Genomic DNA, 25783 nt, shown 5'->3' with positions numbered 1-25783 from the left:
AAAACTGCACCTCCAATTGTTAGACTGTGTCTAACAATTGGGGTGCAGTTCATTTTCACTATGCTCTCTTTCGCTTTTTCAAAAACTGTATACCTTATTTTCATTTACTAACAATCCTGAAATAAGAACGAACTGTTAAGTAATAATAACCAATATAAATAACACTATACACACCGATGCTAATTAGTAACGGAACTGCAATTTCATACGGAATCACTGTCGCTAATCCTTTTAGCGCAAATAAAGTGTGTAATATACCAACTACTAAAGGAATGAAGAAGATAAATCTCATTTGTTTTGCGATTGCTTTTTTCATTTCTTTTTTCGTGACACCTAGTTTTCGAAGAACGATGTAACGCTCACGATCTGCATGTGCTTCTGTCCTCTTTAAGTAACAGCATTGAGTATAGAGATATTTTCTTAAAAAGAAATGCACTAATCATAAAAAAGCCTGCAGTTGTTACACTGCAGACTTTCAAATGTTTAATAAATTGGTTAAGCTAAATATGCTTGTTGTAATGCCTCTAAACCATCTTTATAAATTCCATGGAATAGATTAATTGCCTCTTCATCAGTAACCTCTACAGGAGTGAAGCTACCAGACCATTCAACTAATGATGTGTTAGCATCTTTACCTTCTTTAACACGGATTGTAGATAAATAATTAGTTACAGGGAATGGTGCTTGCATAATTGAATATGTGTAGTAGCGCTCTTTCTCATTAAATGCTTCTAAACGTTCTACAATCGCATCGCCATCAGGATTAGCTAAATGACGTACACGTCCGCCTTCAGTTACTTTACTGCTAGGAATATACGGTAACCAATCTGGAAGTGCATCAAAACCTCCAATTAATTTCCATACTTGTTCAGGTGAAGCTGGAATTTCAATAGATGTAATAGTGTTTGCCATGTTAATTACTCTCCTTTTTATTTAACGTTGATTGGTAGTGGTGCATTAGCTGCAACCAATTTTTGTTCGCGCATTTCTTCCCAGAATGCTACCGGAATCACTGTTTTCAATGCAGCTTGGTCTTCTGCAATTCGTTCCGGTTTACTTGCACCAGGAATAACAGCAGCAACTGCTGGATTAGCCAATGCAAATTGTAAAGCAGCAGCTTTAATACTGATTCCATGACGATCTGCAAGGTTTTTCATTTTATTAACTTTTGCAATGATTTCTGGTGACGCTTTTTGGTATTCGAAGTGAGCTCCTCCAGCAAGAACACCTGAGCTATATGGTCCACCAACAACAATGTCCATATTATTTTTTACAGCTGCAGGCATTACACGTTCTAATGCACGCTCATGGTCTAATAATGAATAGCGACCAGCTAGTAAAGATACATTTGGTTTTGCTTCTTCTAAGTCCAGCATAAGTTCAATTGATTCTACTTTATTCACTCCAAGTCCCCAGCCTTTAATTACACCTTCATCACGTAATTGCGTAAGTGCACGGAATGCTCCTGTTCGAGCAATTTCAAATTGTGAAATCCACTCATCTCCATAAAAATCTTGTGCTACGTCATGAATATAAACAAAATCTAGACGATCTGTTTTTAAACGTTTTAAACTGTCTTCAATAGAACGAAGAGTTGCGTCCGCACTGTAGTCATTGATAATTTTATTTTTACGACCAAATTCGAACAGTCCGCCTTTTTCACCTAAATCACGTGTAGATGGATCTTCCAATTCATCTGAAATAATTCGACCTACTTTTGTACTTAAGAAGTACTCATCACGATTTCTTTTCGATAGTGCTTCACCAAGACGAATCTCTGCTAAACCAGATCTATAAAGTGGAGCTGTATCAAAGTAACGAACACCATTATCCCAAGCGGCATCCACTGTTGCGATTGCTTCTTCTTCCGGAATATTACGGTACATATTACCTAGTGGTGCCGTACCAAAACCAAGTGTACCTTTTAATAAATCTTTCATTTAAAATCTCCTCCTAAAATTTATATAAAAATGATTAATGGATGTAAATAATGTGAAAAGGGATGACCGATCAAAACACGATAGTTATGAAAAATAACGTATATGCTTTTTAGTTCTACACTACTCATTTCCCTCTCACGTATGTAATTATGTCTTATCTACAACACAATAAAAAGTACGCACTTTAAAGTGTTATAGATACTAATAAGTAACAATTTTATGTTTCAACGTCTGTAGCTCCAAAATAAAATTATTAAAAATGATTTTATTTAAAAAAAACCACTATTCTTGTGGAGGTAACTATAGAAATTATCAGTGGAACATAGAAAGTTGTTATTATTCTTCATAAAAAAAGGCAACAACGAAATGAAATATGTTCGTTGTTGCCTTTTTACCTCCTCTAAAATATTAAATTACATTTTGAACAAAAAGGCGCAGCATTCCCTTTTCTAATTCTCGCATCACATTTTGGGCAATATACATATCTCTCTTCTATCTTTTCTCGTTCTATCATATGTAAGGATACTATTCTCATACTGCACATAATCCCAATCAATATAAGACTAACAATGAGTAGCATAACTCTCACTCCCCCTTCTACATGTTACCATAAAATAACAAAACCGATTCCCCTATTGAGAATCGGTTCTATACTTATAATCCTAACTTCACCTTCGCGCCATCAGGAATTATTTCTTCTTCTATTTGCACTTTATCGTGCACAGACTTTCCTCTCGTAATTACATGCCAGTAGGAACCTTTTTGCAGTGTATCCACTCCATCAATTGTTATCTCTTTTTTATTTCCATCCTTATCATATGTGTTCACTGTGTATGCACGGCCTTTATTTTCACCTAAATCTTCTCCATCGTTATCAATTACCGCATAACGATATTCTAATTTAAGAAACGGATTCATGGAATCCACTGCAGCATTCCCCTTTAATAAATATGCCGCTCCTGCGACGATAACCAGTAATGATCCAAAAATAAATCTTTTCATCTATATTCCGCCTTTCATTATGTTTTTCTATAAGACCTTTCTAAGTATAGAGAGCATTTCTTAATAAAAACTCGTACGGTTTCTTAACTTTTTCTTAATGTAACAGGGCTTTGCATCCGCACTTCAATAAATGAATCCATATTAATAATAAAAGGAGGCTTTCGCCTCCTTTATTTACTCATCACTGTATTTCTTTTTTGTCTGTATAAATAAAACACACTCACAATCAATGCAATACTTCCGCCAAAATACATACCATACTCTATCGCAACTGCTACAATTCTTTCAATATGTTGTCCAAATAAAGAACCTAGTACGAAATAAACGAGTGTCCAAACAAATCCTGTCGTATAAGAATACAAAGCATACGTCTTAAATGACATATTATTCATTCCAACTAAATACGGCACGATATGTCTTACAACTGGTATGAAATAACTTGTAACTAACGCGTACTGTCCGTATTTATCAACCATTTCTTGTGATTTTATCAAATACTTCGCTTTTTTCTTTTTCATCAATTTATGGAGTACCTTCGTGCCAAATACCTTCCCTAATATATATCCTAAAGAAAGCCCTGATACAACACCTAAATATGTTAATACGAATGAAGGAACAACACTTAATATACCTACTGAAGATACGAAACCACCACTCATAACAATCATTTCATCTGGAATTGGCATACCGATAATGCCTAACCATAGGCAGAAAAATAATGCCCAATAACCGTATTGCTCGATATAGGATAATAATTCATGTAATTCCATTATGCATACGCTCTCCTTAGTTCTTTTTTGCAACTAAAGACGTAGGCTGGCGGGAAATTGAGCCATACTTTTTCTAGTGTAATTTCAGGGAAGAAATGCTGTATAAACCCTTTTTTCACAAGTGAATATTGAAATGTAATGAATTCACCATTCTCATGTATCGCTTCCATCGCATTATTTAAAATGCGCTTTGAAACTTCTTCTGGTAAAGAAGTGAAAGGCAACCCTGATAAAACGTAATCAATGCATTCTATATTGAGCTCCTCCATATACTTCTTTATATTTTCAGCTGAACCGTGTACAACAATGACATTCTGCTCATCTTTAAACTTTCTTTTTAATTCTTTGAAAAATACTTCATTAATTTCAATAAGAAGAAATATTGTTTCCTTCTTTTTTCTCTTCATAATCTCTTTCGTAAAAACCCCTGTGCCAGGCCCTAACTCTACAATACATTTCGCTTTATTAAAATCAATTACATCGACCATTTTCTTTGCTAATATTTTTGAACTTGGCGCAATTGCACCAGTATGTTTTGGATGCTTTATAAATTCATGTAAAAATGTAATGAGCTGCATGTAAACCTCTCCTCATTCGTTCGATAATTTTTAACTTGTGTCTAAGTATAACTATCGTTTCTTAATAAAAATTGAGGAAGTTTCTTAAGATTTTATGAAGAATAAAAAAACAGCTATCGCGTGTAGCGATAGCTGCCCCTTATTACTTCGCACTCACGATCTTATAATAAGAACGAACCGTTAAGAAGTAATATCCAATATAGATGACACCGTATACTCCAATACTAATGAGAAGCGGAATCATAATTTCAAATGGTAATATATTTGATAAACCTTTTAGTGCAAATAAGCTGTGTAAAATACCGATTACTAACGGAATAGCGAAGATAAAGCTTACTTGTTTTGCGATAGCTTTCTTCATTTCTTGCTTCGTTACACCAACTTTATGAAGGACAATGTAACGATCACGGTCAGCACTTGCTTCTGTTAATTGTTTAAAGTAAATGATTGAGCCTGTTGCTAATAGGAATACTAATCCTAAGAATAACCCAATAAACATCATTAAGCCTGTCGTTTCAAGCCCCATTTGGAATCCTGTATAGAAATCGTTAAATGGTTTTAAAACTTCTGATTCTCCAGCTGGCATAATGCTTGCTAATTTTGCTGTTAACTCTTTACTATTTCGCTCACCTTTTACATCAATATTTTTTACAGTACGCGTTTCGTTTACTTGTTTCACTTGCTCATATGTTTTATCAGGAACGATTACAAATAGTTCATTTAAATTTGTAAGGCTTCTATTATTTACACCTTTAATTTTTAATTCTTTTGACTCATTTCCAACAGGGAATACAGCTGTATTTCCTGTATAAAGAGGACCAAAATCAAGTTTCTCAATATATAAGCTATCATATACGAAAGCTTCATTCGCACTTAAATTTACAGGTTCTACATCTAAATGTTTCACATGTTTATTAAAGCTTGATTGAGAAATAAGCTGGTACTGATTCGTAACATTATAGTGTGTGTTCAGAACTTGATCAGCTCTTTCACCTTTAAATGTTCCTTTCACAGGAATCATTTCAACTTCTGATTCATATGTGACTGGGTGATTATTCTTCTCTCCAGCAAGTATCTCATTTACTTTTTTATCTAATGCTGCATCTTTTTTCTCATAGGAATAACTATACGGCGCAGCAACTTTTGATTGCGTAAATGTGTTGTAATACATCGTAACTGACGTACCAACCGCTGTTAATGTAACTGCACTTAAAATAGCGATTGTCGCCAATGATTTCGCATTTCCTTTAATACGATATAGTAACTGCGATGTCGTTACCATATTCATACCATTATAAAATGCTGACTTATTATTTCTTGCACGTTTCAATACAAATACTGTGAAGAACATGAACAGTAAATAAGTCCCTGCTACTGTCGCTAATAAAATATATAATGCAACGACCATAAAGTCTGCATACATAACTGCTTTCATGTACATTAGCGCTAAAAAATAACCTGAACCGATTAAGAAAACTGAAATTAATGCCATGATGACAGATCCTTTTGGCATTGCTTCTCCTTCACGTTCTGCGCGGAAAAGTTCAATTAACTTAAAGCGATAAATTAAACGATATCCTTGAAGTGATGTATATAAAATAATCACAAAGAAAATAATCGCTGTATCAATAATGGCAGCCATCGGTACTTCAAAATGAACGTTTAAATTTAATCCCATCATATTTACTAATAACTCAAGGAATAATTTCGAAAGGACACTACCGATCGCAATCCCGATTACTAATGACATTAATCCCATTAACATATTTTCATAAAAGAGCATTTTACCAATTTGTCTTTTACGAATACCTAATAACGAATATAAGCCAACTTCTTTTTTACGTTTACGTGTAAAGAATCCGTTCGAGTATATAATGAACACTGCTACGAAAATGATAAGCATCACACTGGAAACTTGGAACGCTCCGCTAATCTTTTTAGAAGCTTCTGCCGCTTTTTCCATTTGTGAATTATATTGCAGTGCCTTAAATGTAAAATAAATAACGATACTAAAAATCATAGATGCGAAATATACAAAGTAGTCTTTAAAGTTCCGCTGTATGTTGCGGAGGGCAATGCTAGATAAGGTCATCAGCCATACCTCCAGAAATAGAAGACATTACGTCAACGACTTTTTGGAAGAACTGTTTACGCGTTGATTCACCACGGTGCAATTCTTTATATAGTTCACCATCTTTAATGAAAATAACTCGTTTACAATAACTTGCTGCAAATGCATCATGCGTTACCATTAAAATTGTTGAGTTATCATATTCATTTAATGACTTCATACTTTCAAGTAAATCTGTTGCAGATTTAGAATCAAGCGCTCCAGTTGGCTCGTCCCCGAAAATCATACTTGGATTCGTAACGATTGCACGCGATGCTGCGCAGCGCTGCTTCTGTCCACCAGATACTTGATATGGGAACTGACTTAAAATATGATCAATGCCAAATTTCTTTGAGATTTCAAGAACGCGGCGATCAATCTCACTCGCTTTCACCTTTGATAACGCAAGTGGTAAAGCGATATTCTCTTTCACTGTTAACGTATCTAATAAGTTATAATCTTGGAAAATGAAACCTAAATGATCGCGGCGGAATAACGCTAACTTATCGTCATTCATTTTCACGATATCTTTGCCATCAATTAAAATTTCACCGTTCGTCGCATTATCAATTGTAGAAAGAACATTTAGTAAAGTCGTCTTACCAGAACCAGAAGGTCCCATAATTCCAACGAACTCACCTTCTTTTACTTGTAAGTTAATACCTTTTAACGCTGCAAATTTGTTACCACCCGTGTCATATACTTTTTCAATATTTTTTGCTTCTAACACTGTTTTCATCTCGACATCCCTCATTTCTTCTATTCTCTATTTTCAACTATATACACTCTCTACTCTTGCCACTATCGATGTTTCTTACACAAACATGACAGTTATGTAAGGCACATAAGTAAAGAAATCAAAAAGTTAACGTAATGAATTAAAGTACTTTGTTACTATAACATTGGGATATCATACCATCCATTCATTCTCCTTACAGGAACATTACAATTTTGTAAGGTGAAAAATGTACCCTACAAAGTTGTGCACGAAATGTCGGATGGAGCTATTTCATTCCTGCTATTCTATGTACAGAGGAGGTCATAATATGGATTCACTTAAAAATATGAATGCTGCAATGCAGTATATCGAAGACAACCTTACACATGAAATTGATTTTAAGGAAGTCGCAAAAATAGCTTACTGCTCCGAATATCATTTCAAGAGAATGTTTTCTTTTTTAGCTGGCATATCACTATCAGAATATATTCGCTGTAGACGTCTTACTCTCGCTGCCTTTGAACTAAAAAACAACAATGTAAAAGTCATTGATATCGCTATAAAATATGGCTACAACTCACCAGATTCATTCGCTCGTGCATTTCAAAACTTGCACGGTATAACACCTTCAGAGGCCCGAAATAGTAGCCATTCTTTGAAGGCTTATTCACCAATGACCTTCCAATTATCTATTCAAGGAGGAAATGAAATGAACTATCGAATTGAAGAAAAAGAGCCATTTCGAATTATAGGTATTACAAAACGAGTCCCAATCGTTTTTAACGGTGTAAATGAAGAAATTGCTTCTATGTGGAAAAGTTTAAACCCAGAGTCTATTCAAACATTAAAGTCCCTTTCAAACATTGAACCTACTGGAATTATTAGTGCTTCTACTAATTTTTCTGAAGGAAGAATGGCGGAAAAGGGAGAACTTGATCACTATATTGGAGTAGCCACAACAAAGGATTGTCCAGAGCAATTCGCGCAGCTTGAAGTTGCAGCTTCAACATGGGCTATATTCGAAGCTGTCGGTCCATTTCCTGATGCATTACAAAATGTATGGGGGCGTATTTATTCTGAATGGTTTCCTTCTTCGAACTATGAACTAGCGGAAGGACCGGAAATATTGTGGAATGAACAGAAAGACATATCTTCTCCAAACTTTAAAAGTGAAATTTGGATACCGGTTTTGAAGAAGTGATAAAAAAACAAAGCTGCTCTTCCCTAAAAGGAAAAGCAGCTTTATTTACATTTTCAACTCTTCTTTATAAATACTATATGACTTTATTGTTGATACGATAATGCATATTAATATGATTCCAATCCCCATAAAAATATTAAATGGATCTGGAAGCAAAGCCCCAGCATATATACAAAGTGAACCTATTACAAATACCCTCGAAGCAAATCGGTGTGTTTTTCTCCAAACTACAGGATTTTCTAATGTCCAGTCCATTCGAATGCCTACTAACCCGTTCGGCTTCGTTTGTTGCATGTAATTACCTAGTACAAGAAACAATGTTCCAAGTCCAAAATTAAATGCAATTGAGCCCGATGCAATATAATTAGACGCTGCTAATAGTGCAAATATGTTACATCCAAACCCGATAAAGAGAATGGCATAATTAATCGCTGAAAGAACTTTGGATTGCTGTGTAGACTTATCTTTTATGAATCCAAAAACTATCCACATCATATAGAGCACTACCATACTACCTATCGAGAATGAACTTGCTTCTACTTTAGAAAAATATCCATTTACTACTCCTGCCGCATTATAATGACGTGGAATTTGTTCTGGTAAATATGGCCATACAATATACCATCCAATTGCAATGCCAATAATTAAACTCCATGGTAATATGTGTCTTTTCATCCTCTCTCCCCCATAATTTTTTATTAGGCCCCTATTTCTTTTTTATAAGCAATATAAGAATATACCATCGTACCAACAACCAGTACGACTACAACACTTAACAAACTAATCATTTTCCACATTCCCGGAAGGAACGAGGAAAATATGATTACAATACCGCCAATCATCATAATCTTTGATCCTATCCTATGCGTTTTTCTCCACACTTCTTCACTACTTAAAGTCCATGGTGTTTTAATACCTATAAAGAAATTTGGTTTACATTGCTGCATATAATTGCCGAGTACTACAAAAAGGATACCGACCATTATGTTCACAACAATTCCAATTGGAATGTTATATCCTAAAGCATTTGCTAGTGTCATCATATTAATAGTAAATAAGAAAAATAAAATTGCTCCATTAATCCTTCCAAGTGCTTTAGGAAATTTTTTATAGTTCTCGTACCTTGGATCTATCTTAGGCAATACAGTCACTAGTGCATATATAAAAATCATAATTGCTACATCAAAAATCAACATTCCCATTTTTGACATACGCCCATTTACTTCACCATCAATGTTCCAATGACTCGGAACCTCTCCCGGTAAATAAGGCCATGCAGCGCACCATGCAATAATCGTTAAAGCAATTAATAGTAACGGAAATATATGCTTTTTCATTTCCCCTCTTCCCCCTTATTCGTAAATGTAAACACCCAAGTCAACAAATCTTGAAAGACCGTTGTGTTTAAAGAGTACACAACGAATTGCCCTTTCTTTTCATCTTGAATAAGTTCAGCATTTTTAAGTGCGCTTAAGTGGTGTGAAATACTTGGTTTTGTCATATTGAAATGTTCAGCAATCTCACCAGCGGTTAGATCGCCTTCTTTTAATAAGTCTAAAATTTTTCGCCTTGTTGGATCTGCTAATGCTTTGAATGCTTGATTCAATGTCTTTCTTCCTTTCACTAATTAGACATTTAGATATTTATCTAAATGTTAAAATGATTTCAGTCAATTGTCAATTATGTATACAGCCCTTTTTATTTTTTCCACTTCTGACCTACGTCAATTACTATATTGAGTAAAATCTAAAGATTACGGAGAGTAAAAAAAGAAAACAGCTCTTCAAATATACAGGAAGAGCTGTTTTTATTTAAACTTTATTATTTTATTAACAAAAGAAGAAATCCAAAAGATAATCAAGCTTATAATAAAGGACATACCTACTATCGTTCCGAATTCATTTAACCAATAACTAATCATGCTTTCACACACCTAGTATGGATTCTATTACATATAAGTAAGAAATCATTCGTTCTTTGTAGAGTCCTTTTGGACAGTTTTATTCGCCATATCCACTGGAATTTTCATTGTCCAAGTTCCTTCCGTTCCTCCAATTCTGTTAATATTAATATTTACAGATAAGAAGTCTGGAAATCTTTCACCTTCTAACGGTTCAAAAACCATTACTCCTTCTGGTTTATCATGAGCAGCTAACACTGTGTCAAAACTTTCCCCCGCTTGATTCGTTACATAAAATATATCTGTATCTGATGCATCCGGATTACCAATACGATCTTTTTGAAAATTATCGATACGAGTGTTACTAAGAAAATGTAAGTATTGAACAGCATTAAATTTCTTATTTTTATAATGTGGGCTCTCTATTTGTTTCCCGTCTTCTTTACCATCGTTTGTAATCTCAAGCCCAGTTGTATTAAATTTATAAGGAACAAGCGATCCATCTTGCTGTTCAAATCGATAATAAACAAGTATTTTAGCATCTTGAATTAATATTTCTTTTACATGAAGAGTAATACCATTATCTACTACTTTTTCGTTTAACTGTATGGACTTCCCATTCGCAGCATCCTTTTTCACTTCTTCACCAATCATTTCATTTAACTTTACCTCTGGCTTTGCAAAATAGGAATTGTTTAATGCCATTGTACTCGTCGGTATAATGACAGCCGCTATTAAACCTGCTATTAATAATTTCTTTTTCGTCTTCTTTTTGTTTTCTTTTTTATACATTTGACTAAAGGATTGATAAGCTCGCTCTTTAACCTCTTTTGGGACCTCTTGTTTCATTGCTTTTTTACATTCATTTGAAAACGACATTTGAATTAGATTCCTCCTCATCTATTTCTATACTAGATTGATTCCGAATTTTTTCTAACGCTCTGTGAATTCTAGATCTTACTGTACCTATAGGAATTTGTAATAGTTCCGCAATTTCTTCATACTTGTAATCGTGATAAAAGCGATAAACGATCACTACTCTAAACTTAAATGGTAGTTCTTGTATCACTGTTAATAACTGCTCTTCTGTTTCATTTCTTAATAATACTTTTTCTGGAACTTCTACAACAGAATCATCACTTAGTTGTTGTTTTTCAAATAAGCGCATCCTCTTCCATATGTGTTTTCTCCATTGACTAATCTGTTTGTAAACAATTCCATTCAACCAAAATAGAAACGGTCTAGATTGATCATATGTTGAAATAGATTTCCAAAGTTGAAAGTAGATTTCATTTACGATTTCGTTTGTATCATGTCGATTTTTAACTATAGCAAAGACGGTTTCATAGATTCGCTGACTTGTTAAGTTAAATATAAATTCAAAAGCCTCCTCATCACCTTTTAATAAGCGTTCTATCCAGGTATGTATATCTTCATTACTTGCCAAGTAGTGCCCCCTCCTTAACGATGTTCTCACTATATATTGGACGGTAAGCAAAATAAAGTTCCAAATTTCATAAAAAAATATAATACTTTTTACTTTTCACACTTTTGACCTATACTGTTTACTAGCTTATCTTTCAACATAATGAAAAGACTTGAAACACATGATACACTATAGCTACAATTGTTTTTTAGGAGGAATATACATATGTATAAAATTTTAATCGTTGAAGACGATCCAAATATTTCATCATTACTGCAATCTCACATTCAGAAGTACGGTTATGAGGCTGTGGTAGCGGAGAATTTCGATGATATTATGGAATCGTTTAACGCTGTGAAACCACATCTTGTTTTACTTGATGTAAACTTACCGAAATTCGATGGTTTCTACTGGTGCCGTCAAATTCGTCATGAATCTACTTGTCCAATTATTTTCATTTCAGCGCGTGCTGGTGAGATGGAACAAATTATGGCAATTGAAAGCGGTGCGGATGATTACATTACAAAACCGTTCCATTACGACGTTGTAATGGCGAAAATTAAAGGACAATTACGTCGTATTTACGGTGATTATGCACCAAATATTTCTGAACGTATCGTTGAAGTAGAAGGTTTAAAACTATTCCCAGAACGTCCTGAAATTCACTTCGGATCTGAACAAGTTCTTTTAACGAAGAAAGAGGCTATTTTAGCTGAAATGTTATTATCTAAATTCCCTCGTACAGCAAGCCGTGAAGATTTATTAGCTGCGCTTTGGGATGACGAAAGTTTCGTTGAAGAAAATACATTAAACGTAAACATTACGCGTCTTCGTAAAAAGTTTAATGAGCTTGGTATTGAGAACTCTATTGAAACAGTACGTGGACTTGGATATCGTTTTAACGCAACTTGGAGTGAATAAGCATGAAGCTATTTTTACGTGATCATTTTGCATTTTTCCTACTGTACATATTAAACTTCGGTATCATTTTCGTTCTTTATGATGCAGTAGATGGATTTCAAAACAATAAATTTTACTTCGTCGTTTTAAGTTTATATTTATTCATTTGTTTCCTCGCTTATCGTTACGTTCGCAATCGTAGAATGTACCATAGATTAAGTGAGCAACCTGAAAAAATGGAAGATGCGTTTATTGAAAGAGCGACTGCTCCGATGCCTCACGGTGTCAATGAACTCGTGCGTACGCAGTACCGCCTCTTCCAAAAAGAACTACAATCGTATGAAGTAAAACAACAAGAACATCAATTATTCATTAACCATTGGGTACATCAAATGAAGACACCTGTTTCTGTTATGCAGCTTATGGTGCTAGAAATGGAAGACGAGCATTTAATTCCAAAGTTTAAAAAAGAATTAGAGCGTCTAAACCAAGGACTTGATATGGCTTTATACATGGCTAGGTTAAATAACTTCCATGAAGATTTCCATGTCGAGACGATTTCATTAAAAGATACGGTAACAAAAAATATTAACGGATTAAAAGAACTATTCATTCGTAATGGTGTCTTCCCTGTTTTAGAAGTCCATTCTGATTTAAAAGTTGCTTCTGATGCGAAATGGCTAAAATTTATCATCTATCAGTTAATGACGAATGCTGTTCGTTACTCTGGTGAACGCGGAAAGAAAGTTTTCTTATCTGCTTACCGAAACGGAAAAGATATTATTTTAGAAGTTCGTGATGAAGGTGTTGGTATTCCGCAAGAAGATATTCGAAGAGTATTTGAACCGTTTTACACTGGGAAAAACGGTCGCGCATTCGGAGAATCTACTGGTATGGGGCTTTATATTGTAAGTAAAATTTGTGATTATTTAGGTCACTCTGTCAAACTAAATTCTGAAGTTGGTAAAGGAACGACGATTAAAATCATCTTCCACAACGCTGCAAATAATCAGGCAGAACATACGGAGAAGGTGACCGAAGCATGATCGTAACATATGCAAGCAAAATGTATGAGAACTCACTCTCATACATTTTTTGCAATACAACTACTTCTATATCTTCTAGCCGGAGGTATAATCTATGACATTTTGGCAATTTGCATTTAAAAACGTCACGCGCAACTCAAGAGCTTATTTTGCTTACTTTGTAAGTAGCTCCTTTTCCATTGCTGTGTTCTTTTCGTTTGCTGTTTACTTATTCCATCCGAAATTACAAAACTTTGACATGACTTCTGAAATTTCAGGATTAATGGTATTTTCAGAAGTAGTAATTGTATTTTTCTCTTTCTTCTTTTTACTATATTCCATTGGTACTTTTTTAAAAGTTAGAAAAAAACAATTTGGGGTTTTGACCATTTTAGGAATATCGAGAAAACAATTACACCGTCTCGTCTTCATGGAAAATATGTTAATCGGGATTTCATCTATCTTTTTCGGCATGCAGTTTGGAGTTGTTTTTTCGCAATTTTTCTTATTAGTAACAGCCAAACTTACGCATGTTCCAGGAATATATTTATACGGTCCTACTAACGCGTTTATTTTAACAACCATTGTTTTCCTTAGTCTTTTTATCATTGTATCTGCATTCACACCAATGCTTATTCGTACAAAAAAAGCGGTACACCTTTTAAAAACAAATGGTGGAAAACAAAAGGAAAGAAAACCATCCATACTTGTTTCATTATTTGGTGCGATCTGTTTATTTGGTGGTTATGCATTAGCTGGAAATCCTAAATATTTCGTATCAGTAAGCCCGCAAATCGGTGTTATATATATGGTCTCAAGTATTTTCGTTATCCCAACGCTTGTTACAATCGGAACATATTTCTTCTTTTCACAAATTAGCTTCTTACTTATTTATATTTTAAAGAAGAGAAGGAAGTTTTATATGAAACGGATTAATATGCTTTGGGTTTCGGATTTAGCAAGCCGTATTCGAACGAATATTAATATGCTTTTTATTGTAGCGATGCTATCTACTATCGCTTTCACAATGATTACGTTTCTATATGGATTCGGGAAATTTATTAAGCTAGAAGTTAATAGAACTTCTCCTTTCCCAATTTCTTATTTTTCTTATGATGCGAACCCTTTTGTTACAGAGCATTTAAATTGGCTTGAGCAACAATTACAAAAAGAGCATTTCTCTTATAAGAAAATAAAAGCTGATATATATGAAACACCACTAAAAGAAGATAAAGATGTAGCCATTTTTAATGATGTATACGCAATTAAGCAAAGTGACTATAACAAACTTGCGAATTCTTTACGAATGAAACAACTATTTATGGATGATAACGAAGCATATGTGTTAACAGGGACATCTTATATCACCATATTCAACGAATTTGAGCAAAGCTACAAAAGAGATTACATTACACTCTCTAGTACAAATACGAAATTACGAGTAAAAGGCTATGAGTATGTGAATGCAATTCCAGCTGGCTTTTCATATCAAACGATAGTTTTGCCTGATGTTATCGTAAATAACTTACCTAGCACCGTAAAGCATATATCAGCATACAATTACAAAATTCAAAACTGGGAACAGACATATAAAATTGCTGATAATTTTATGGAAAAAGTACAAAAAGATCGAGATACATCCCAGTATGAAGGACCTCTTATTCGCCCCTTTGAATCAGCAGGTTCGTTATACAAAATAACATCTGGCAGTGCTGCATTCTTCCTAATCGGGACATTTTTAGGAGTTATCTTCTTCATTGGAGCTGGTAGCGTTCTTTACTTTAGAATGTATACGGATTTGACGAACGAACAAGAGAAATATATAACGATTTCTAAAATCGGTGTAACAGATACAGAGATGAAACAATCTGCAACCATTCAACTTAGTATTTTATTTTTCATTCCGTACATTATGGCATCCATTCATACAATGTTCGCAACAAAAATGCTACAAGATGTAATTGGTTTATCTCTGTTCAAAGAAGTTTCAGCCGTTCTTATTATTTTTGGATTCGTTGAAATCGTATTTTTCGTATTCATTCGTTCACTTTATATGCAAAAATTATCACAATACACGAGTGGACAAAATATTTAAAACAAACTTGATGAAAAGAGTATTTCCTATGCTCTTCTCATCTTCACCCTATCAGGAGGTTCAGGTGAATGACATTTTGGCAGTTTGCATTTAAAAACGTGACGCGGAACGCCAGAGCTTATTTCGCCTATTTTGTAAGCAGTGCGTTCTCCATCGCAATCTTTTTCTCATTTGCAGTTTATTTATTTCATCCTAAATTGCATATGACAGGCGTGAATTATTCTCTGAACATATTAATGACAATTTCAGAAGTTGTCATTGTGTTCTTTTCATTTTTCTTTTTACTGTATTCAATCGGGACGTTTTTAAAAGTACGAAAAAAACAGTTCGGGATTTTAACAGTACTTGGCATATCTCAAAAACAATTAAAGCGACTCATATTTATAGAAAATATGTTAATTGGTGCTCTTTCTATATTTTTTGGCATTCAACTTGGAGTTGTCTTTTCACAGTTCTTTTTATTAGTTACCGCCAAAATTACACACGTACCTGGTTTATATTTATATCCGCCTACAAGTGCTATCGTTTTAACTATCATCATCTTTCTCGGGCTCTTCATTCTCGTATCATCTTTTACACCGATGCTCATTCGTACGAGAAAAGCCGTACGTCTTTTAAAAGAAGGAACACAACAAAAAGAAAGAAAAGCATCCGTACTCATCTCTCTATTTGGTGCGGCATGTTTAATAACTGGATATGTATTAGAATCCAATCCATTATATTTTATGTCGTTAGGCGATATCATTGGGCTTTTATATGCCGTCTCTAGTATATTTGTTATTCCATCGCTTATTGCAGCTGGAACATACTTTTTCTTTTCACAAATTAGTTTTTTACTTATTCGTATTTTAAAAATGCGAAGAACGTTTTATATGAAACGAATTAATATGCTTTGGATTTCTGATTTAGCAGCGCGCATTCGGACAAACATTAACATGCTTTTTATTGTAGCGATGCTATCGACACTCGCTTTTACAATGATTACATTCTTATATGGTTTTGGAAAATTTACAAAGTTTGATGCAATTAGACAAAACCCTTTCCCGTTTACGTATTTATCACATACTGAAAATACATTAGCTGATGAACATTTAAACTGGTTAGAGCAGAAATTTAATGAAGAGCATTTTACTTATACGAAATTTAAAACGGATATATATGAAGTATCTTCGGCTGAAGATAACACGCAGCTCTATTACGCAATTAAACAAAGTGACTATAATGTACTTGCTAGGGCGTTAAATTGGGAAAAACTCACGGTGAATAAGAATGAATCTTATATTCTTATGAAAGACTTAGATGATCAAGTTATTGGAACACTTCACAATGAAGACAAGAAAAATACTCTTACACTTACTCAAAACAATTTACAACTACAAGTGAAAGAATATAAAAGTTATAGCCCATTCCCAAACAGCTTAATATACCAATTACTCATACTATCTGATGAAAATGTAGAAGCCTTATCCACCGTTTCCAAACAAATGAGTGTATATAACTTCAAAGTTACAGATTGGGAAAAAGCACATAATATCGGTTCATCGTTTATCACAAAAATCAATAACGACAATGCAGCAATTCAAGTAGAACACCCACCTTTCCATGCAAGTGAAGCAAGCGATTCTCTATACACAACAAAACTAAATGTCGCTTCATTCTTCTTAATTGGTACTTTCTTAGGTGTTATTTTCTTTATCGGTGCTGGTAGTGTTCTTTACTTCCGAATGTATACAGATTTAACAAATGAGCAAGAAAAATATATAACGATTACGAAAATTGGCTTAACTGAAACTGAAATGAAACGTTCAGCGACAATTCAGCTTGCGATTCTTTTCTTCGTGCCTTACATTATGGCATCAATCCATACGATGTTTGCGACAAAGATGCTACAAGAAGTTTTACATCTCTCGTTCTTCGCTGAGATTACAGTCGTACTGTTGATTTTTGGAACAGTTGAAATTTTATTTTTCCTTTTAATTCGTTCCTTTTATATGCAAAAATTATCACAACATATTAAGTTTTAAAATTAGAAAGGTGATTATTATGGAAGAAGTATTACACATAAAAAACGTCTCAAAAGTATATGAGGGAAAAGTCCCTCATACTGCTTTAAAAAATATAAATTTACACGTAGATAAAGGTGAATTCGTTGCCATTATGGGGCCATCTGGTAGCGGGAAATCTACATTTTTAAACGTTATTTCTACAATTGATTCTCCTACTTCTGGTGACGTCGTTATTAACGGAAAAAAACCACACACATTTCGTAGAGAGAAGTTAGCTATTTTCCGCCGCCAAGAGTTAGGATTTGTTTTCCAAAACTTTAACCTACTAGATACACTAACAATCGGTGAAAATATCGTACTACCTTTAACATTAGATAATGTTCCATTAAAAGAAATGGATGAAAAGCTTGATAACATTTCAAAAAAGCTTGGAATTGATCATATTTTGGACAAACGTATTTTTGAAGTTTCTGGAGGACAAGCACAGCGTACTGCAGTAGCTCGTGCTGTTATTCATCACCCTTCTCTCTTACTAGCCGATGAACCGACAGGGAACCTAGATTCGAAAGCGGCAATTGACGTAATGGAGTTATTTACGAAATTAAACAAAGAAGAAGATGCAACGATTTTAATGGTTACGCACGATCCGTTTGCGGCAAGTTATTGTAACCGTGTTATTTTCATTAAAGATGGAGAGCTTTACAATGAACTGCACCGCGGATTATATCGCGAGAAGTTTTATCAAGAAATATTAGATGTTCTAGCCTTATTAGGAGGCAGACGTGGATGACGTTTTGGCAATTCGCATTTAAAAATGTCTCACGTAATTCAAAAGCATATTTCGCCTACTTTGTAAGTAGTGCGTTTTCTATCATGGTTTTCTTTTCATTTACTGTATACGCGTATCATCCACGCTTACAGAGTGTACAAAGCTTTCAAGAACGTGATCCTCTAATGAACTTAGCTAGTACAGCACAGCTTGTGATCGTTATGTTCTCGTTCTTCTTTCTCTTATATTCAATTGGAACATTTTTAAATGTTCGGAAGCAGCAATTCGGGATACTCACTATTCTTGGTATCTCACAGAGACAATTAAAAAGATTGTTATTTACCGAAAACATGATAATTGGGATATTATCTATCTTTATCGGCATTCAAGGTGGACTTGTATTTTCTAACTTTTTCTTATTAGTCACTTCGAAATTAACAAGTGCGAAAGGTCTCTATTTATATTGGCCAACAGAAGCGATTATCGTTACAACCGTAACGTTTATCATTTTATTTTTAATCGTTTCTACATTTACACCAATGTTTATTCGTACTCGAAAAACAACGAAGCTTATTAAGGGCGTTAACAAAGAGAAGAGCGAAAAAAAACCATCTATACTCATTTCACTATTTGCTTTAACTTGTTTAGGACTATGTTATTATATTGCCGGTTATCCGCAAGGCTACATAACGGAAAAAAATGCACAAAATGGATCTGTATTCTTAATTATGCTATCTATTTTACCGCTTGTAGTGATTGGGACGTATTTATTTTTTTCACAAACATTTCTTCTCTTTATCTATATTTTAAAGAAACGAAGAAAGTTTTACTTAAAACAAATAAATATGTTATGGATTTCAGATTTAGTTTCTCGTACACGCAGTAATATTAATGTACTCTTTATTGTTTCTATGCTATCTGCACTTGCATTTACAATTATTATCGGGTTATTTGCTGCAAACAATAATACGAAAGCACCCATACTAGAACGATATCCAATACCATTCACCTATACATCAGAAGGTGTTAATGCATTTGAACAAAAGCATATTACTACGATTGAAACTGAACTTACAAATGCTAATTTTCAATATGACAAATATAAGTTTACCGTTTTAAAAGATACAGCTTTAAAAGAATCAATTGCCATTATGAAAATGAGTGATTATAACGCAATAGCACAGCAATTAAACAGACCAAAAATCACTCTCGATTCTTCACAAGTTTATAATATTTCTCGCTATTCACCAGCGTTATTAAATCTCGTGTCTAACCCATTTGCGAAGCAGAACACAATTACACTTGGCTCTAATAAAAAGGAATTTCAAATTAAAGGTTTTATTAATAGAGGAATTGAGCCTCCCTTTGCATTACCTCACTTAATTGTGATGCAAGATGAAGTAATTGAAAATATGATTCCTCATATTGAAACAATTACAGTCTATAACTACTTCGTGGCAAATTGGGAAAATGCAATTGTCCCAACAAAAAATATATTAAAAAGCTTAGATCACGATGCAGAAACCTTGTATGAAGCACATAAAAATGAAGAAGATTTCATTAAACCATTTTATATTTATACAGCTACGGATGAACTCGTTCATAGTAAAGGAAATGCAGTCGCTCAATTCTTTATTTGGGCATTTCTCGGCTTTATTTTCTTTATCGGAGCAGCTAGTGTTTTATATTTCCGTATGTATAATGACTTAACAACTGAAAGACAAAAGTATATTACGATTACAAAGCTTGGCTTAACTGAATCAGAAATGTTTCGCTCTGCAACGATTCAATTAGGAATTTTATTTTTCGTTCCTTACATCGTTGCTGGTGTTCACACATTATTTGCGGTTAAGTTTTTACAAAGTATGTTTTCTTTCTCCTTACTAAAAGAGACATGTATCGTACTCACCTTTTTCGGGATTATCGAGATTATTTTCTTCTTCTTAATCCGTTCTCTGTACATTAATAAATTATCACAGCATATAAAAATATGAATAAAATGGCCTTGTGCAATACGCACAAGGCCATTTTCAATAGTTTTTAATAATTAGCAGCAATATCCACCATAGCCGCCTGCGTAACCGCCGTAACCACCATAGCCACAACCGCCGCCTCCGCCGAAGCAGCTAGCACCGATGATAATTAATAAAATAAACAATACGATTAGAAGCGCAAAACCGCCTCCGCATCCACGTCTACGATCGCAATCATCATGTCTGTGTTCACACTTTTCGCTCATTACCCTATTCCTCCTTTAGTATCATTCATAACAAGTTCCTCTTGTTCTAAATGAGGGGATTCCATTTATATTATGTTTTCAGGGCGAATAGGAAGCTTGGCTTACCTAAAAACGGGCTTGTTTTAGAAATTAGGCTTAATCAAAAAAAAGATACCTATTCAGGTATCTTTTAAAGAAACATATTCAACAAAAGGGCAAAACCGAATGCAATAAATGCTAACAATGTCTCCAGCACCGTCCACGTTTTAAACGTTTCCTTCACCGTCAAACCTAAATACTCTTTTACAAGCCAGAACCCTGCATCATTTACGTGAGAAAACATTAATGAACCTGCACCGGTTGCAATAACGAGAAGCTCTAAATTCACACCAGACATGTGCTGAATAACCGGTGAAACAATCCCTGCCGCTGTCGTTAATGCTACTGTAGCTGAACCTGTTGCAATTCGAATTAATCCAGCTACCATGAAAGCTAATACAATTGGTGATAACGAAATATGTTCTGCCATTTGTGCAATGGCCGTTCCAACGCCGCTTTCAATTAATATTTGTTTAAATCCACCGCCTGCACCAATAATTAAAATAATGGAACCGACAGGCAATAAACTTTCATCTGTTAATTTTTTAATCATCTTTTTATTAATTCCTTGTCTTATTCCAAGTAAATAAAATGCTGCGAAACATGAAATAAGTAAGGCGATTACTGGACTTCCTATAAACACGAAAAATTCAGTCAATTTTTTCGGTAATGAAATATATGGTGCAACTACTGATAAAATCATCAATACAACTGGTAATAAAATAATAAAGAATGAAACTTTACGACTTGGCAAATCAGTTGATACTGTCGTAACTCGAACAAGCTCCGGTTCATTTTCAGGTATAACCCTCTTATGTACCCACTTTGCAAATATTGGGCCTGCTATAATAGCCGTCGGTAACGCGATAATTAATGAATATAAAAGTACCTTTCCTAAGTTCGCGTTATAAATACCGATTGCTGTCATAGCACCTGGATGCGGAGGTACTAGTCCATGTACGATAGATAATCCCGCAATAACAGGTAATGCAATTAATAATATGTTTTGCTTCGTTGTTTTTCGAATTGAAATAACAAGTGGTAATAAAATGACGATCCCTACTTCAAAAAACACGGGAATCCCTATAACAAATCCTGCAAATAACATAGCCCAAGGTAATTTTTTTACGCCGAAAAATCGAATAAAGAAATCTGCAACTTGCATGCCTGCCCCTGAATCAGACATCATTTTCCCGAGTATAGTCCCAAGTGCCAAAATACCAACTAAATGCCCTAGTACACTACCAACACCAGTTTCATAGGCAGTGACTATTTTCGTTAAGTTCAGTCCAGACATAATAGCTAAAAACAAACTCGCAACTGTTAAACTAATAAATGCATGCCATTTCCACCATGATACCCCTAAAATAACAATTGTGATTGCAAGTAACGTGATGATTAATAAGTATATATCCATCTCTCATTCTCCTTACTTTTATCCCGATTGGTGTGGACTAATAATTAGTGGGTGATGCCCTCCTCCACTAATTAAAGTTTTACTTTATAAAAAAAAAGGGAACATCCCCTCTTTTTTATACGTCATAATTCACTACATAATGCTGCATTTCTGTATTGTAGTAGCCTTCGCTATATTCAATTACTTCACCAACTTCATCATAAGAATAGCGCATACGTTTTAATAACGCTGTTCCCTCTTTTTCCCCTAGCGCTTCTGCAACGAAATTAGGCGCAAGTCCAACTGCGAATTCATCTCTGAAGTTTTCTAAATGTATACCTCGGTCCTCAACTAAATCGTAAAGCGATTGTAAATCAAAGTCCGATAAATCTGTACTCGCCATTCCTGCTGAGAAATAGTGCGTATAATGAATGTACGGCGTATCATTTAACATATATAGGCGCTCGATACGAAAACTCTCTTTACCGAATAATCGAAACGGCACTGTTCCTTCTTCATTATGCACGATCTCTGCTTTTAGCAATTTCTTCTGTACTTTATATCCTTCTTCCACTAATACTTCTGTAAATTTCTTACCCTTTGACAGTTTTGTCGCAGAAGTATTACGAATCACTTTCGTTCCTTTGCCGCTCTTCTTTTCCAAATATCCTTCTTGAGCGAGTTCTTTAATCGCATTACGCACTGTAATCTTACTAACTTTGAACTCTTCTTCTAATTGCGGTTCTGAAGGAATATTCGTATGAATCGCATATACACCATGTAATATTCGATCACGAATAATGTTTTTTATTTGTAAATATAACGGTCCTTTTTTCCTCGTTACGTTCACTGTTACACCCACTACCTTTCTACATCACCTACTGATGCCGTCATCGCCCGAAGTATATCTTTCTCTGATGACATTGGCGTATCACCGACGATTGTATGTGCTAGCATTCCAGCTGCTGACGCAAATGAAACAGCTTTCTCTGGTGCAAACTCTTTTATCTCGCCATGAATAATTCCGCTCGTATAAGCATCTCCAGCACCTATTCTATCATATACAGAAAACGTAAGTGTTTTTGCAAAAGTGAACGAACCATCTTTACATATAAACCCGCGAAGCGAATGTGTATTATCACTGTTAATAGAGCGATGAGTACCAGCGATTGTAGCGATATGATACGTTTCAGCTACCTTTGGAATGAGATCCAGCAGCTGCGCCTCACGCTCCGTCTCTTCTGTTTTCATCCCAAGAACGAACATCGCATCTTTTTCATTCATCATAACGATATTAGCGAGTCCTAGCATTTCTTCATAATGTGGTTTTGCCTGTTCATATCCGTCTTCTCCCCAAAGTGAGGGACGATAATTACAATCAAAAACGACGGTTCCTCCGTTTTCTTTAACTGCTCTCGCTAAAGATTTCATATGATGACGCACAGTATCATTCATCGCAAGTGTAATACCGCAAAAATGAACGATATCAATTTCCTTTGCAATTTCTTCAAATTGGTACATCTCTTCAGACGCCGTATTGAAGCTACTTTCTAGTCGATTCGAATATGTAACGCGGCTTGCACGTGCACCGAATCCATTTTCTAAAAAATACATACCTACATATTTACCGCCTCTTGAAACAAGAGAAGTTTGAATCCCTAACTTTTGAATGTAAGATACAGCTGCATCTCCAACCGAATTTTCCGGTAAAGTTGAAATAAGAAGCCCTTCATGCCCTAAGTGAGAAAGTGCCGCTGCAACGTTCACACCTGTACCTGAAAATGAGTAATTTAACGTGTTAGCTTGCGACAACAATTCATATCCAGGTACTTGCAGGCGCATCATTACTTCGCCGAACGCTGCAATTTTCTTACGCATATTGATCAACTAGCTTCTTCACGACTGCTAATAATTCACGCACATCTTCTACTTTCGTTTTACCAGTTTCTTTATCAATAATAGAAGAGTACACGTGCGGAATAACTTGCTCTACATTTGCCTCAAGCGCAATACGTACAATTGTTTCGAAGTTTTCTTTATCAATTCCGCCTGTTGGCTCTAATGCGAAGCCTTCTTCTGCACAAGCTTTCGCAACTGCGCGATACTCTTCTTCATGAGCTAGCCCTTTCATCGGGAAGTACTTCAATGAATTTCCGCCCATATCACGTACAAGTGCGATCGCTGTTTTAATTGGAACGATTGCTTTTTCTTCTCCAGCCGCACTAATTGGGCCAGTAGAAATATTTACGTAACCTACTTTTCCTGTTGGCGATACTAAACTATTAATCCAGCTATCTTTTTCGCCAAGATTTGCACGTGTCGCTCCAACTGAGGGGAACACTTGGTTAATATGGCTACCAGGATAACGCTTCGCAATTTCAGCTACAACTGCCGCTTGGCGATTATCTCCTGCGCCTAGTCCGATTGATACAGCGTCATCAATTTCTTTTCCGTATGCTTTCATAGCTGTAACAGCTTCTTCTACTGTTGGATAGTCTTTTGATAACACTCCCACTACTACATAACCTTCTGCTGCTTCAAAAATATCTTTCGCATTTTGGATATTGTTCGCTAATACATTTAATGCTACGCGGCCTTTATAAAAACGTTTTTGAATGTTTGTCATTTTAGTTTCCCCCTACAATTTCTCTCATTTTTTCTTCAATCACATGTATGTCATCACCTTGAAGTGGACGTGGATCGATATCAAAGAATCCTTGTCTTACTCCATAATCACGTGTATAAATTGCGATTTCCCCTTCGCGTAATGCAGTCACAACGTCTTTTGCTGATTTGTTTAACTCTTTCTCGTTAATATGAATACGTGCTCTAAAGATTGCTCTTCCAGCTTCATCTTGAACGATCGTTACATTTACACCATTTAATTCTTTTAGCGGCATAAGTACTTGTAATTGCTCTTTTTCTTGCTCGCTCTTATCTTCTTTTACTCCGTACTCATCAAGCGCTTGAAGTAAACCGAAAGTCGTCTCTTTCCCAACCTTCATACTTCTTCCGATGCAATGTAATTGTACTTTCAGCCATTCAATATATTTTCGTTTCCCACCAACAATACCAGAAGTAGGTCCTTCAATTGCCTTTGAACCGCTATAAATGGCAAGGTCTGAATACTTCACATATTTTTGAATGTCTTCTTCAGCTGCCGCATCAACGATAAGTGGTACGTTATTTCGCTGCGCTACTTCCCATGCTTCTTCAACAGAAATCATATTTTTTTGCACGGCATGATGTGATTTCACATAAAGAATCGCTGCTGTATTTTCACCAATTGCATCTTCAATATGCTCTGCTTTCCCTTCATTTGCGTAGCCAACTTCTACAAGTTTACCGCCACCTAAGTAAATCATCGTTTCAACAGGAGCACCGTATTGAACGTTATGACCTTTTAACATAATCACTTCGTTTTTCGCGATTACTTCTTGATGAAGTCTTTCACTTTTACGGCGATTTCCTTCTGTAACGATACCAGCGATAGAAAGCGCAATTCCGCTCGATGCTGAATTCACAACGACCGCTGCCTCTGAATCTAGAATTCTCGCAATATGGTCCCCAGCTTTATCTATATAAGTTACGTTTAATATTTTAACAATTGTTCAGTTCCTAACCTTTGAA

Annotated in this window: 25 protein-coding genes and 2 pseudogenes; 7 read left to right on the top strand and 20 right to left on the bottom strand. The window is 35.0% G+C overall.

Annotated elements, in window-relative coordinates:
- Nucleotides 1-100: 100 nt before the first annotated feature.
- The 9 genes and pseudogenes from ACODS7_RS23790 to ACODS7_RS23750 all read right to left on the bottom strand — a co-directional run.
- Nucleotides 101-394 (bottom strand): annotated as a pseudogene (locus ACODS7_RS23790) (FtsX-like permease family protein); the annotation flags it as partial.
- A 101-nt stretch (nt 395-495) separates the two neighbouring features.
- A complete protein-coding gene (locus ACODS7_RS23785; RefSeq protein ID WP_016079934.1) occupies nt 496-912 on the bottom strand; it encodes an SRPBCC family protein in 417 nt (138 codons plus the stop codon).
- A gap of 17 nt (nt 913-929) precedes the next feature.
- Entirely contained in the window at nt 930-1940 is a 1011-nt protein-coding gene (locus ACODS7_RS23780) for an aldo/keto reductase (protein WP_243168939.1), read from the bottom strand.
- A gap of 400 nt (nt 1941-2340) precedes the next feature.
- Entirely contained in the window at nt 2341-2520 is a 180-nt protein-coding gene (locus ACODS7_RS23775; RefSeq protein WP_043935205.1) for a hypothetical protein, read from the bottom strand.
- A gap of 74 nt (nt 2521-2594) precedes the next feature.
- Nucleotides 2595-2942 carry a YxeA family protein gene (locus ACODS7_RS23770; protein ID WP_016079931.1) on the bottom strand — a complete coding sequence of 116 codons (348 nt, stop codon included), beginning with the start codon at nt 2940-2942 and terminating at the stop codon, nt 2595-2597.
- A 170-nt stretch (nt 2943-3112) separates the two neighbouring features.
- Nucleotides 3113-3712: a DedA family protein gene (locus ACODS7_RS23765; RefSeq protein WP_016079930.1), complete on the bottom strand. Its 600-nt coding sequence runs from the start codon at nt 3710-3712 to the stop codon at nt 3113-3115.
- Entirely contained in the window at nt 3712-4290 is a 579-nt protein-coding gene (locus ACODS7_RS23760; RefSeq protein WP_001176064.1) for a class I SAM-dependent methyltransferase, read from the bottom strand. Before ACODS7_RS23760 ends, ACODS7_RS23765 begins: the two co-directional genes overlap by 1 nt.
- 142 nt (nt 4291-4432) lie before the next feature.
- A complete protein-coding gene (locus ACODS7_RS23755; protein ID WP_000176150.1) occupies nt 4433-6382 on the bottom strand; it encodes an ABC transporter permease in 1950 nt (649 codons plus the stop codon).
- Nucleotides 6369-7139, bottom strand: a complete 771-nt coding sequence (locus tag ACODS7_RS23750; protein WP_000859656.1) for an ABC transporter ATP-binding protein — start codon at nt 7137-7139, stop codon at nt 6369-6371. The genes ACODS7_RS23755 and ACODS7_RS23750 overlap by 14 nt, the downstream gene beginning before the upstream one ends.
- 307 nt (nt 7140-7446) lie before the next feature.
- Here ACODS7_RS23750 and ACODS7_RS23745 point away from each other — a divergent pair, with 307 nt between their 5' ends.
- Nucleotides 7447-8319: an AraC family transcriptional regulator gene (locus tag ACODS7_RS23745; RefSeq protein WP_043935202.1), complete on the top strand. Its 873-nt coding sequence runs from the start codon at nt 7447-7449 to the stop codon at nt 8317-8319.
- Nucleotides 8320-8364: 45 nt separating this feature from the next.
- On the opposite strand, the gene ACODS7_RS23740 is transcribed toward ACODS7_RS23745, so the two are convergent.
- The 5 genes from ACODS7_RS23740 to ACODS7_RS23720 all read right to left on the bottom strand — a co-directional run bounded on the left by ACODS7_RS23740 (nt 8365) and on the right by ACODS7_RS23720 (nt 11666).
- Nucleotides 8365-8994 carry an SdpI family protein gene (locus ACODS7_RS23740; protein WP_243168938.1) on the bottom strand — a complete coding sequence of 210 codons (630 nt, stop codon included), beginning with the start codon at nt 8992-8994 and terminating at the stop codon, nt 8365-8367.
- Between the two features lie 23 nt (nt 8995-9017).
- Nucleotides 9018-9656: an SdpI family protein gene (locus ACODS7_RS23735; protein ID WP_224980923.1), complete on the bottom strand. Its 639-nt coding sequence runs from the start codon at nt 9654-9656 to the stop codon at nt 9018-9020.
- On the bottom strand, nt 9653-9925 hold the full coding sequence (locus ACODS7_RS23730; RefSeq protein ID WP_001070531.1) for an autorepressor SdpR family transcription factor: 273 nt from the start codon (nt 9923-9925) through the stop codon (nt 9653-9655). Before ACODS7_RS23730 ends, ACODS7_RS23735 begins: the two co-directional genes overlap by 4 nt.
- 360 nt (nt 9926-10285) lie before the next feature.
- Nucleotides 10286-11098: a DUF4179 domain-containing protein gene (locus ACODS7_RS23725; RefSeq protein ID WP_098629331.1), complete on the bottom strand. Its 813-nt coding sequence runs from the start codon at nt 11096-11098 to the stop codon at nt 10286-10288.
- Entirely contained in the window at nt 11082-11666 is a 585-nt protein-coding gene (locus tag ACODS7_RS23720) for a sigma-70 family RNA polymerase sigma factor (RefSeq protein ID WP_243168937.1), read from the bottom strand. The genes ACODS7_RS23725 and ACODS7_RS23720 overlap by 17 nt, the downstream gene beginning before the upstream one ends.
- Before the next feature lie 204 nt (nt 11667-11870).
- Here ACODS7_RS23720 and ACODS7_RS23715 point away from each other — a divergent pair, with 204 nt between their 5' ends.
- The 6 genes from ACODS7_RS23715 to ACODS7_RS23690 all read left to right on the top strand — a co-directional run bounded on the left by ACODS7_RS23715 (nt 11871) and on the right by ACODS7_RS23690 (nt 20434).
- Nucleotides 11871-12566: a response regulator transcription factor gene (locus ACODS7_RS23715; RefSeq protein WP_000276738.1), complete on the top strand. Its 696-nt coding sequence runs from the start codon at nt 11871-11873 to the stop codon at nt 12564-12566.
- Nucleotides 12567-12568: 2 nt separating this feature from the next.
- Entirely contained in the window at nt 12569-13591 is a 1023-nt protein-coding gene (locus ACODS7_RS23710) for a sensor histidine kinase (RefSeq protein WP_048564362.1), read from the top strand.
- Nucleotides 13592-13685: 94 nt separating this feature from the next.
- Nucleotides 13686-15665 (top strand): ABC transporter permease, encoded by a 1980-nt coding sequence (locus tag ACODS7_RS23705; protein WP_243168936.1) that lies wholly within the window; start codon nt 13686-13688, stop codon nt 15663-15665.
- A 68-nt stretch (nt 15666-15733) separates the two neighbouring features.
- Nucleotides 15734-17689, top strand: coding sequence for an ABC transporter permease (locus tag ACODS7_RS23700; protein ID WP_243168935.1), 1956 nt, complete (start codon nt 15734-15736; stop codon nt 17687-17689).
- Between the two features lie 19 nt (nt 17690-17708).
- Nucleotides 17709-18461, top strand: coding sequence for an ABC transporter ATP-binding protein (locus tag ACODS7_RS23695; protein WP_000393250.1), 753 nt, complete (start codon nt 17709-17711; stop codon nt 18459-18461).
- Nucleotides 18458-20434 carry an FtsX-like permease family protein gene (locus tag ACODS7_RS23690; protein ID WP_016079920.1) on the top strand — a complete coding sequence of 659 codons (1977 nt, stop codon included), beginning with the start codon at nt 18458-18460 and terminating at the stop codon, nt 20432-20434. The genes ACODS7_RS23695 and ACODS7_RS23690 overlap by 4 nt, the downstream gene beginning before the upstream one ends.
- Before the next feature lie 53 nt (nt 20435-20487).
- Here ACODS7_RS23690 and ACODS7_RS23685 read toward each other — a convergent pair whose 3' ends face one another.
- The 6 genes and pseudogenes from ACODS7_RS23685 to ACODS7_RS23660 form a co-directional block, all read right to left on the bottom strand.
- Nucleotides 20488-20679, bottom strand: coding sequence for a YjcZ family sporulation protein (locus tag ACODS7_RS23685; RefSeq protein ID WP_001290386.1), 192 nt, complete (start codon nt 20677-20679; stop codon nt 20488-20490).
- Nucleotides 20680-20848: 169 nt separating this feature from the next.
- Nucleotides 20849-22174 (bottom strand): gluconate permease GntP, encoded by a 1326-nt coding sequence (gntP, locus tag ACODS7_RS23680; protein WP_243168934.1) that lies wholly within the window; start codon nt 22172-22174, stop codon nt 20849-20851.
- A 115-nt stretch (nt 22175-22289) separates the two neighbouring features.
- On the bottom strand, nt 22290-23015 hold the full coding sequence (locus ACODS7_RS23675) for a GntR family transcriptional regulator (protein WP_098640207.1): 726 nt from the start codon (nt 23013-23015) through the stop codon (nt 22290-22292).
- On the bottom strand, nt 23015-24031 hold the full coding sequence (locus tag ACODS7_RS23670) for a sugar kinase (protein ID WP_098640208.1): 1017 nt from the start codon (nt 24029-24031) through the stop codon (nt 23015-23017). The genes ACODS7_RS23675 and ACODS7_RS23670 overlap by 1 nt, the downstream gene beginning before the upstream one ends.
- Nucleotides 24024-24779 (bottom strand): 2-dehydro-3-deoxy-phosphogluconate aldolase, encoded by a 756-nt coding sequence (dagF, locus tag ACODS7_RS23665; RefSeq protein WP_224980921.1) that lies wholly within the window; start codon nt 24777-24779, stop codon nt 24024-24026. Before dagF ends, ACODS7_RS23670 begins: the two co-directional genes overlap by 8 nt.
- Before the next feature lies 1 nt (nt 24780).
- A pseudogene (locus ACODS7_RS23660) lies at nt 24781-25734 on the bottom strand (DgaE family pyridoxal phosphate-dependent ammonia lyase); the annotation flags it as partial.
- Nucleotides 25735-25783 lie beyond the last annotated feature (49 nt).

The sequence above is a fragment of the Bacillus sp. FG16 genome, assembly GCF_057809515.1.
Note: the sequence above shows the minus strand (reverse complement) of the source record. Positions and strands in the feature narration are given on the sequence as shown.

What these genes read in the sequence shown, in the direction of transcription:
- ACODS7_RS23740 (WP_243168938.1), bottom strand. Translation starts at nt 8,994, where the DNA reads ATGAAAAGACACATATTACCATGGAGTTTAATTATTGGCATTGCAATT.
- ACODS7_RS23745 (WP_043935202.1), top strand. Translation starts at nt 7,447, where the DNA reads ATGGATTCACTTAAAAATATGAATGCTGCAATGCAGTATATCGAAGAC.
- ACODS7_RS23670 (WP_098640208.1), bottom strand. Translation starts at nt 24,031, where the DNA reads ATGCGTAAGAAAATTGCAGCGTTCGGCGAAGTAATGATGCGCCTGCAA.
- ACODS7_RS23775 (WP_043935205.1), bottom strand. Translation starts at nt 2,520, where the DNA reads ATGCTACTCATTGTTAGTCTTATATTGATTGGGATTATGTGCAGTATG.
- ACODS7_RS23705 (WP_243168936.1), top strand. Translation starts at nt 13,686, where the DNA reads ATGACATTTTGGCAATTTGCATTTAAAAACGTCACGCGCAACTCAAGA.
- ACODS7_RS23735 (WP_224980923.1), bottom strand. Translation starts at nt 9,656, where the DNA reads ATGAAAAAGCATATATTTCCGTTACTATTAATTGCTTTAACGATTATT.
- gntP (WP_243168934.1), bottom strand. Translation starts at nt 22,174, where the DNA reads ATGGATATATACTTATTAATCATCACGTTACTTGCAATCACAATTGTT.
- ACODS7_RS23750 (WP_000859656.1), bottom strand. Translation starts at nt 7,139, where the DNA reads ATGAAAACAGTGTTAGAAGCAAAAAATATTGAAAAAGTATATGACACG.
- ACODS7_RS23785 (WP_016079934.1), bottom strand. Translation starts at nt 912, where the DNA reads ATGGCAAACACTATTACATCTATTGAAATTCCAGCTTCACCTGAACAA.
- ACODS7_RS23780 (WP_243168939.1), bottom strand. Translation starts at nt 1,940, where the DNA reads ATGAAAGATTTATTAAAAGGTACACTTGGTTTTGGTACGGCACCACTA.
- ACODS7_RS23685 (WP_001290386.1), bottom strand. Translation starts at nt 20,679, where the DNA reads ATGAGCGAAAAGTGTGAACACAGACATGATGATTGCGATCGTAGACGT.
- ACODS7_RS23715 (WP_000276738.1), top strand. Translation starts at nt 11,871, where the DNA reads ATGTATAAAATTTTAATCGTTGAAGACGATCCAAATATTTCATCATTA.
- ACODS7_RS23700 (WP_243168935.1), top strand. Translation starts at nt 15,734, where the DNA reads ATGACATTTTGGCAGTTTGCATTTAAAAACGTGACGCGGAACGCCAGA.
- ACODS7_RS23765 (WP_016079930.1), bottom strand. Translation starts at nt 3,712, where the DNA reads ATGGAATTACATGAATTATTATCCTATATCGAGCAATACGGTTATTGG.
- ACODS7_RS23770 (WP_016079931.1), bottom strand. Translation starts at nt 2,942, where the DNA reads ATGAAAAGATTTATTTTTGGATCATTACTGGTTATCGTCGCAGGAGCG.
- dagF (WP_224980921.1), bottom strand. Translation starts at nt 24,779, where the DNA reads ATGACAAACATTCAAAAACGTTTTTATAAAGGCCGCGTAGCATTAAAT.
- ACODS7_RS23695 (WP_000393250.1), top strand. Translation starts at nt 17,709, where the DNA reads ATGGAAGAAGTATTACACATAAAAAACGTCTCAAAAGTATATGAGGGA.
- ACODS7_RS23690 (WP_016079920.1), top strand. Translation starts at nt 18,458, where the DNA reads ATGACGTTTTGGCAATTCGCATTTAAAAATGTCTCACGTAATTCAAAA.
- ACODS7_RS23725 (WP_098629331.1), bottom strand. Translation starts at nt 11,098, where the DNA reads ATGTCGTTTTCAAATGAATGTAAAAAAGCAATGAAACAAGAGGTCCCA.
- ACODS7_RS23760 (WP_001176064.1), bottom strand. Translation starts at nt 4,290, where the DNA reads ATGCAGCTCATTACATTTTTACATGAATTTATAAAGCATCCAAAACAT.
- ACODS7_RS23755 (WP_000176150.1), bottom strand. Translation starts at nt 6,382, where the DNA reads ATGACCTTATCTAGCATTGCCCTCCGCAACATACAGCGGAACTTTAAA.
- ACODS7_RS23710 (WP_048564362.1), top strand. Translation starts at nt 12,569, where the DNA reads ATGAAGCTATTTTTACGTGATCATTTTGCATTTTTCCTACTGTACATA.